We start from the raw sequence: 6,177 nt of genomic DNA, 5'->3' as shown, positions 1-6,177 counted from the left end.
TTGGACACTTGCTGATTACAAGCGAGTGATACCACTGCGGAGTGGTAGTTCAGTTGGTTAGAATACCGGCCTGTCACGCCGGGGGTCGCGGGTTCGAGTCCCGTCCACTCCGCCACTTATATTAAGCCTCAGTCGAAAGACTGGGGCTTTTTTCGTTTTGGTTCCCCGACTTACCTTAACCGCATTTCCATATTGAAATCTTACATCGAGAGGCAGACTTCCCTCTTCGCGATGCTTTCTAAGCCCTGCCATGACGAGTTGATGCGCAACTCTGTGCGGTTTCTACTGAACCGGGTCCCAGTATCGAGGACTAGTTTTGAGCCCCTGTGCTGACTTACGTGTTAGAAAGCTTATTCACTAGCGTAGTGTAAGAAAGAGTAAGATCGGAAGACTGAGTTATTAAGCACCTAGCCACTTACGCATGTATTGCCTTTCTAGATTCTAGGTTGTTGCGTTTGGGGTTACGTTGCGTCTCGCAAGCTTATTTACTGAAGTCTACTAATATAGAGGTCTAATAGAGTATTCAGCTGTTGGAGCTAGGAATAATAAAAAAGCCCAGCAGGAAAATGCTGAGCTTTGAAGTTAATTATGCTTACAGGATGCGTTTTAAAACCCCATCTGCTTTTAGGCGGGTTATTTTTCTTACTAACCGCTGCACCCCTATCGGATAATCTTCCACTTTTTCTAACTGTTTATAAGTACAGATAAGGTGGGTATGCTCAAGGATACGCGAAACCTCATCTTCGAACTTATCAGTGAGTTTCGCATAATTGTCTTGGATGAGAAGTCCATTTTCTAGATCAAGTGACCAAGCCCGAGGGTTTAAGTTATTCCCCGTCAGTAGCATATAGCGTTTATCAACCCAAATGCCTTTGAGATGGAAGCTATTATTGTCATGCTTCCAGAGGTGAATTGACAGTTTACGCGCAGCGATATTCGCTTCATTTGCTTTCGCAAAGCGGCGTAGGTTTACTTCATACAGATATGGAAGTCCGCCAATGGTTTTAAAGTCTTCCTCAGGGGCAATATAAAAGTCGTTTGCTGTCTTGTCGCCCACAACAATAGTTACTTTCACACCGCGTTTCATGGCTCGCTTCACTTCACGATGCAGCGCTTTAGGGAAGTTAAAGTAAGGCGTACAGATAAAGATTTCGTTTTGGGCGGCCGCTAGTAACTTTACAATCTGTTGATTGAGCAGATTGCGGCGTTTGCCTAGACCAACTAGTGGGGTGATTTTTACACTTTCCTCTGTTGGTGGTTGGTCTTCAAACTTATAATTAGCTTGAGCAAGTGAAGCTCTCAGTTGACGAATCGCCGACTTAATTTCTTTGGTTTCTGGCTTATCTTTTCCAGCAAGATCATTGACAGCAGGGTGAGCAATCATCTCTTCCTGAATGAATTGCACCATTGAATTAGCTAGAGACTCATGTCGAATCACATGGTAACGATCAAAGCGATAGCGTTCGTGATAGTGCAGATAAACATTATTTAAGCTTGCTCCACTGTAGATGACAGTATCATCGACAATGAAGCCTTTTAAATGCAGTACCCCAAAAACCTCTCTGCCACGCACAGGTATACCATAGACAGGGATCGGGTGTTGGTACTTATTGGCATACGCTTTGTAAAGCGCAGAATTACCCTCAGATGTTTCCGCACCAATCAGGCCACGCTGCGCTCGATGCCAGTCGACACAGATATTGATGTCCAACCCAGGATTGCGCTGTTTCGCTTCATAAAGCGCAGTGAGAATTTCACGTCCAGCTTCATCATCTTCCAGATATAGAGCGACTAGGTAAATTCGCGACGTTGCTTTGCTGATTGCATCCAAAAGACGAGTCCTGAATGATTCTGCTGAATACAGAACATCAAAGTCTTCCGGATTGACAGCGAGACTTGGCAACTGTTCGAATGGATTCCTACTTACTATCATATCGGTATGAGTACCTTAGTTTAGTGCAATATTGCGAACCTGCCATTTTATCAAAGATATGATTTACCTGGCTACAAAAGCGCGCGTTTTGATGTCGTTGAAGAGATGAATTGCATTGGAATGAGATCTTTACCGCTATCTACATAGCGTTGAAATGCCATTTTTAGCGGGTGTGGTAGCTCAGAGCAATCAATGGTTTTGAATCCATGCTTGGAATAATAGGATTCGAGATGTGTAAACGCGAAGCAATAATCGCCATCAGTGAAAACATTGTTTTTACAATGAGTTAGTAGTTCTTTTCCAATGCCAGTTCCCCTAAGTGTTGGAATGACCAGCATTCCCGTCAGCAATCGAGATCTATCTACGGTTTTTAAGCGTAGTAACGCAACGATTTCACCTTTATGGCTCGCTGTAATGATCAGTTCATCCTTTTTGGCTCGACCCGAAGGGTAATGCGCTTTGTACAACCTCTTAATGAGAGGGAGCTTGATAGGATTTAACACTTCTATGATTAATGAGTCAGGTATTGTCACTGCGGTTAAAAGATAACTAATGTAGAATGTCGACAGTTTAAGAGAATCTTATCTGACGTTGCAAACCTACTATGCAAATTAAAACAAATGCAAGCCTTAAGGCTTACCATACTTTTGGGATTGAACAGTCGTGTTCCTATTTAGCGACCATCGAGTCGCTCGAGGAGGTTATCCAACTATTTCAAGACCCGAGATTCACCCATTTACCGAAACTTTTTTTAGGTAAAGGAAGTAATGTTCTTTTCACTGAGCATTTTGACGGGTTAGTGATCGTTAATCGACTCATGGGTAAAAATGTGACGGAAACGGATGACCAATACCTATTGCATATTGCAGGTGGTGAAGACTGGCCTGATTTGGTTTCCTGGTGTGTGAGTCAGGGAATTGGTGGGTTAGAAAACCTAGCCCTGATCCCTGGCTGTGCAGGCTCGGCTCCTATTCAAAACATTGGAGCCTATGGACTAGAGCTAAAAGACATTTGTGACTACGTGGATGTTCTTGATCTAACTACATTTGAAAATAGAAGAATGAGCGCCAGAGACTGTAACTTTGGCTACCGAGACTCCATTTTTAAACACGCTTTGCATGAAAAGTGCTTTATTACTGCACTAGGGCTTAAGTTGGCTAAGCAATGGCAACCGATTAATCAATATGGTCCTTTAAAAGATATTCCGGAAGAACAACTTAGCCCAGCAACAATCTTCGAGCGAGTTTGCCAAGTGCGAACGGAGAAACTGCCGGATCCAGTCAAGGTAGGTAACGCAGGAAGTTTCTTTAAAAACCCAGTGATCACTCAAGATCATTATGATCGGCTCATGAAGCAACATACTAATATCGTGGCCTATCCAACTCCTGGCGGAATGAAAGTCGCGGCTGGTTGGCTGATTGATCAGTGCGGATTAAAGGGGAAGTCTGTGCATGGTGCACAGGTCAACCCCATGCAAGCCTTGGTTTTGACCAACATGGACAACTGCAGTGGCGATGATGTTGTCGCACTTGCTTCCCTAGTGAAGCAGGCAGTGTGGGATAAATACCAAATAGAACTTGAGCATGAAGTTCGATTTCTGAACCGTACCGGGGAAACCAACCTGGCTCAGATCGAGGCGTTAAGATGAAAAAAGATCACTCTACGAAACTTCATATCTTAAAGTCATTAAGTAACGGCGAGTTTCATTCTGGAGAGGCGCTGGGCGAAGCCCTGAATGTATCCAGAGCGGCAATAGCTAAGCATATTAAAGGTCTTAGTGAGTGGGGCATTGATATTTATCGAGTGCAAGGGCGCGGTTACCAGTTGGCATCACCATTGCAGTTGCTAGATGAAGCTCTCCTTACTGCTAGTGCGGAGTCACTTGTTGAGCTTGTTCCTGTGATTAACTCAACCAACCAGTATTTGCTTGATAGAGTTGCAGAGTCAGAAAAGGGCCGTGTTTGTATAGCTGAGTATCAAGCACAAGGACGTGGTCGCCGCGGTAGACAATGGATCTCTCCATTTGGCTCTAACTTATACCTATCCATGTACTGGCGATTAGATGCGGGAATGGCCGCGGCAATGGGCTTAAGCCTTGTTATTGGTATTGCCGCAGTGGAAGCACTAGAAGAAATGGGCATACAAGGCGTTAAACTCAAGTGGCCAAATGACCTGTATTATCAAGATAAAAAACTGGCAGGAATCTTAGTGGAGATGTCAGGGCAGGCCGGTGGTGCTGCTCATCTTGTGATTGGGATGGGGCTCAATATTGGAATGCCTGATGAGCAACCTGAGATTGATCAACCATGGACAACATTGAATCAGGTAAACGAGAGTCTCGTGATCGATAGAAATGTCCTAGCGACGACGCTTATCAAGCATTGGAATTCCGCACTTATCGAGTATGAACTGAAAGGGCTTACCAGCTTTGTCGAACGTTGGAATCGATTAGATAACTTTCTCAATCGTCAAGTCAAGCTGCTCATCGGACCTAGAGAGGTGCACGGCGTCGTACGCGGCATCGATCATCAAGGCGGGATATTACTCGAAACCTCGCAAGGGCTAGAGACTTACATTGGTGGGGAAATCTCGTTGCGTAAAAGCGATTGACGTTCAATTACTTTCGTAAAGACACCTTATCAACCAAGTGGTTGACGCCTTTGTGTAGAATCAAATGGGCTCTTTCTCGGGTGGGAAGAATATTTAGCTCCAAGTTGAGCCCATTAATATCATGCCAAATTTGTTTCGCTTTTTGCTTTGCTTCATCGACTGACAGTTGCGTGTAGTGACTAAAATAAGAACCGGGTTTAGTAAAAGCCCCTTGGCGAAACTTTAAAAATCGTTCCACATACCACTGTTCAATGGTCTCTGTTTCAGCATCGACATAGATCGAAAAATCCAAAAAATCAGAGACAAAGACGCGATGTGGATCATGCGGATAATCCATTCCACTTTGTAGAACGTTTAAACCTTCAATGATAAGAACATCCGGTCTATCAACTTTTCTTAGTTCGTCCGTAATGTCATACGTGATGTGGGAGTAAATAGGTACTTCAAGATCCGGCTTACCCGCTTTAACGTCAGACATAAACTCAACTAAACGTTTGATATCATAGGACTCAGGAAACCCTTTACGATGCATGATACCGCGTTCTTCTAGTACCTTTTTCGGATATAGAAAGCCATCTGTAGTGACCAAGGACACTTTGGGATGATTCTCCCAACGAGAAAGCAATGCGGTCAGAATACGAGCTGTCGTACTTTTGCCTACAGCGACACTGCCGGCGATACCAATCACAAAAGGAGGGGCATGTTCTTCCGTATTCAAGAATTGTTGTAATACAGAGTTGCGGCTTTGACGGGCTTGGACGTACAGATTCAAAAGACGAGACAAAGGAAGGTAGATTTCTACCGCTTCCTCCATGGTTAGGTTTTCATTAATGCCCTGAAGCGCAGTCAAGTCGTCTTCAGAAAGTGTCATCGGTACAGAGTTTCTTAACTCGGCCCAGTTTGCACGGTCAAATGACAAAAATGGACTCATGGGTCTCTTTTATCCTTGGTTTAGTAGAAGCAAGAACATACATCAAGCGAACTTCAAAGCAAACGACAAAGGTCGAAGTTTACTTTAAAAAAGCCAAGTTTGTACGAATTTGCAGCAAACGAATCTAAAAAATCGAATTTTATGATTTTTTTTAAAATTACTATTGCAACCTCGAAAATCATTCAATAGAATGCGCACCACTTATGCCGACTTAGCTCAGTAGGTAGAGCAACTGACTTGTAATCAGTAGGTCACCAGTTCGATTCCGGTAGTCGGCACCATTCTTTCCTTTAGTAGTCTGAATGGCTTGAAAATTTGGAGGGGTTCCCGAGTGGCCAAAGGGAGCAGACTGTAAATCTGCCGGCACTGCCTTCGATGGTTCGAATCCGTCCCCCTCCACCATATTCTTTAGGAAATAGCTCTCAGAGTTACGTGTTGCGGGCATCGTATAATGGCTATTACCTCAGCCTTCCAAGCTGATGATGCGGGTTCGATTCCCGCTGCCCGCTCCACTCTAATTTGAGTGCTGATATAGCTCAGGTGGTAGAGCGCATCCTTGGTAAGGATGAGGTCGGCAGTTCGAGTCTGCCTATCAGCACCAGCTCTCAAGTTTATTTCCTTTTGATATTAGATTTACCAATTATCTTTTTTTGGTTGCGTGGTCAATTTGGGCCACCTAAATCCGTACCTAGAGGGACCACTC

Annotated in this window: 5 protein-coding genes and 5 tRNA genes; 7 read left to right on the top strand and 3 right to left on the bottom strand. The window is 44.1% G+C overall.

The genetic code is table 11. The features are described from left to right. The first annotated feature begins 38 nt into the window (after nt 1-38). Nucleotides 39-115, top strand: a tRNA-Asp gene (locus NB463_RS17065). A gap of 477 nt (nt 116-592) precedes the next feature. Here the strand turns inward: NB463_RS17065 and pssA are convergent. Together pssA and NB463_RS17055 are read right to left on the bottom strand one after the other, a co-directional pair. Beyond that, nucleotides 593-1,933 (bottom strand): CDP-diacylglycerol--serine O-phosphatidyltransferase, encoded by a 1,341-nt coding sequence (pssA, locus tag NB463_RS17060; protein WP_006742762.1) that lies wholly within the window; start codon nt 1,931-1,933, stop codon nt 593-595. Nucleotides 1,934-2,004: 71 nt separating this feature from the next. Further along, nucleotides 2,005-2,436, bottom strand: coding sequence for a GNAT family N-acetyltransferase (locus tag NB463_RS17055; RefSeq protein ID WP_031780708.1), 432 nt, complete (start codon nt 2,434-2,436; stop codon nt 2,005-2,007). Between the two features lie 101 nt (nt 2,437-2,537). Here NB463_RS17055 and murB point away from each other — a divergent pair, with 101 nt between their 5' ends. After that, on the top strand, nt 2,538-3,581 hold the full coding sequence (gene murB, locus NB463_RS17050; RefSeq protein ID WP_258431708.1) for a UDP-N-acetylmuramate dehydrogenase: 1,044 nt from the start codon (nt 2,538-2,540) through the stop codon (nt 3,579-3,581). Then, nucleotides 3,578-4,543, top strand: coding sequence for a bifunctional biotin--[acetyl-CoA-carboxylase] ligase/biotin operon repressor BirA (gene birA / locus NB463_RS17045; RefSeq protein WP_258431707.1), 966 nt, complete (start codon nt 3,578-3,580; stop codon nt 4,541-4,543). Before murB ends, birA begins: the two co-directional genes overlap by 4 nt. A gap of 7 nt (nt 4,544-4,550) precedes the next feature. Here the strand turns inward: birA and coaA are convergent, their stop codons facing one another. Next, entirely contained in the window at nt 4,551-5,474 is a 924-nt protein-coding gene (gene coaA / locus NB463_RS17040; RefSeq protein WP_005398335.1) for a type I pantothenate kinase, read from the bottom strand. A gap of 205 nt (nt 5,475-5,679) precedes the next feature. Here coaA and NB463_RS17035 point away from each other — a divergent pair. The 4 genes from NB463_RS17035 (at nt 5,680) to NB463_RS17020 (ending at nt 6,075) form a co-directional block, all read left to right on the top strand. Continuing rightward, nucleotides 5,680-5,755: transfer RNA gene (locus NB463_RS17035), tRNA-Thr, on the top strand. A 36-nt stretch (nt 5,756-5,791) separates the two neighbouring features. Then, a tRNA-Tyr gene (locus tag NB463_RS17030) sits at nt 5,792-5,876 on the top strand. A gap of 35 nt (nt 5,877-5,911) precedes the next feature. Beyond that, nucleotides 5,912-5,986 (top strand) — tRNA-Gly (locus NB463_RS17025). A 13-nt stretch (nt 5,987-5,999) separates the two neighbouring features. Next, nucleotides 6,000-6,075 (top strand) — tRNA-Thr (locus NB463_RS17020). Nucleotides 6,076-6,177: the final 102 nt, after the last annotated feature.

It is taken from the genome of Vibrio sp. RM-41-2B, from assembly GCF_024744415.1.
In the GTDB taxonomy this organism is placed as follows: Bacteria; Pseudomonadota; Gammaproteobacteria; order Enterobacterales; family Vibrionaceae; genus Vibrio; species Vibrio diabolicus.
The sequence above is the reverse complement of the archived record's forward strand: the minus strand, read 5'-3'. Positions and strand labels throughout refer to the sequence as shown.

What these genes read in the sequence shown, in the direction of transcription:
- coaA (WP_005398335.1), bottom strand. Translation starts at nt 5,474, where the DNA reads ATGAGTCCATTTTTGTCATTTGACCGTGCAAACTGGGCCGAGTTAAGA.
- murB (WP_258431708.1), top strand. Translation starts at nt 2,538, where the DNA reads ATGCAAATTAAAACAAATGCAAGCCTTAAGGCTTACCATACTTTTGGG.
- pssA (WP_006742762.1), bottom strand. Translation starts at nt 1,933, where the DNA reads ATGATAGTAAGTAGGAATCCATTCGAACAGTTGCCAAGTCTCGCTGTC.
- birA (WP_258431707.1), top strand. Translation starts at nt 3,578, where the DNA reads ATGAAAAAAGATCACTCTACGAAACTTCATATCTTAAAGTCATTAAGT.